Source organism: Actinopolymorpha sp. B17G11, assembly GCF_040196095.1.
Classification (GTDB): domain Bacteria; phylum Actinomycetota; class Actinomycetes; order Propionibacteriales; family Actinopolymorphaceae; genus Thermasporomyces.
In genome coordinates this window covers 1-1,366 of sequence record NZ_JBEFTW010000099.1, presented here as the reverse complement: position 1 = coordinate 1,366, position 1,366 = coordinate 1, and the positions used below count along the sequence as shown (strand labels likewise).

The following is a 1,366-nucleotide window of genomic DNA, read 5'->3' as shown; positions in this document are numbered from 1 at the left end:
ATGAACCGCACTGGGTCTGATGGAGGCTCTGGTCATTTGATTTCAACCAGGGCTTGATCGCCCTGCTGGATAGCGTAGAACTTCCCCTCGAACTCGGTCGGCGGTTGGTCACCGAGGTAGCCGTGCAGCCGGCTGGTGTTGTGCCAGTGCACCCAGCCGAGGGTGGCGAGCTCGACGTCGTCGACAGTGCGCCACGGTCCCGGCCGGGCCGGTCCGCGGATGAGCTCGGCCTTGTAGTAGCCGTTGACCGTCTCGGCGAGCGCGTTGTCGAAGCTGTCGCCGACGGTGCCGATCGACGGCGCCGCGCCGATCTCTGCCAGCCGCTCTCCGTAACGCACGCTGGTGAACTGCGATCCAGCGTCGGAGTGACACCGCAGCCCGGTCAGCTGGGTGCCACGCGACCAGCGGGCCATCTCGAGCGCGTCGAGGACCATCTCGGTACGCATGTGCGAGGCGACCCGCCAGCCGACGATCATCCGGGAGAACGCGTCGATGATGAAGCACACGTAGGCGATGCCTGCGAACGTCGGCACGTACGTCAGGTCGGTGACCCACAGCTGGTTCGGCCCGGTCGCGGTGAAGTCTCGCCTGACCAGGTCCGGGTGCCGCGCCGTCTTGTCGTCGCGACGGGTGGTCCGCACCCGCTTGGTGCGCACCACGCCCTCGATGCCCTCGGCCCGCATCAGCCGGGCAGTCTGGTCCCTGCCGATGTCGTGCCCGGCACGCCTTGCGGCCTTCCACAGCTTCCGCGTCCCGTAGACCCGGTAGTTGTCGGCCCACAGCGCCCGCAGCACCGGCCGGAGCTCGGCATCCCGCCGGGCTCGCGCCGAGGGCGGCCTGGTCTTCGCGGCGTAGTAGGTACTCGGAGCCACCTGCAGCCCAGCCCTGGTCAGGGTGGCGCAGATGGACTCGACTCCCAGCTCGCGGCCCTCGACGACGTCGTGCCGGTTGGCGTCGATGAAGGCGACTACCTCTTGTGTTGGCGGTCGAGCTCCGCCCCGAAGAAAGACGCCGCCCGCTTGAGAATCTCGTTCGCACGGCGCAGCTCGCGGTTCTCCTGCTCCAGCTCCTTGATCCGCTTCGCCTCCGCGGTCGTCACACCTGGGGCGTGACCCTCATCGATGTCGGCCTGCTTGACCCACTGGCGGACCGACTCCACCCCGTAGCCCAGCTGGGTCGCGACCCGCTGCACCGTCCCGTGCTCGGTCCCGAGCTCTCCTCGCAGCGTCCGGACCATCCGCACCGCTGCGGCCTTCTCCTCCGGGGTGTAACGCCGCGTCTGCGGCTTCCCGGGCACCTGCTCCTTTGGCATGGCTCCATCCTCGTTTCCAAGGTCACGAGCCTCCAAAGAACCCAGTGCGGTTCA

General features: G+C 68.2%; 1 protein-coding gene. It reads right to left on the bottom strand.

Annotation, left to right across the window (positions count from 1 at the left end; translation table 11 throughout):
- Window positions 1-32 precede the first annotated feature (32 nt).
- Window positions 33-1,312 (bottom strand): IS3 family transposase gene (locus tag ABN028_RS35155; RefSeq protein ID WP_349699663.1). Its coding sequence is split into 2 segments (ribosomal slippage): window positions 33-1,009 and window positions 1,009-1,312, totalling 1,281 coding nucleotides; the frame shifts between segments, so codons are not numbered across the junction.
- Between the last annotated feature and the right edge of the window lie 54 nt (window positions 1,313-1,366).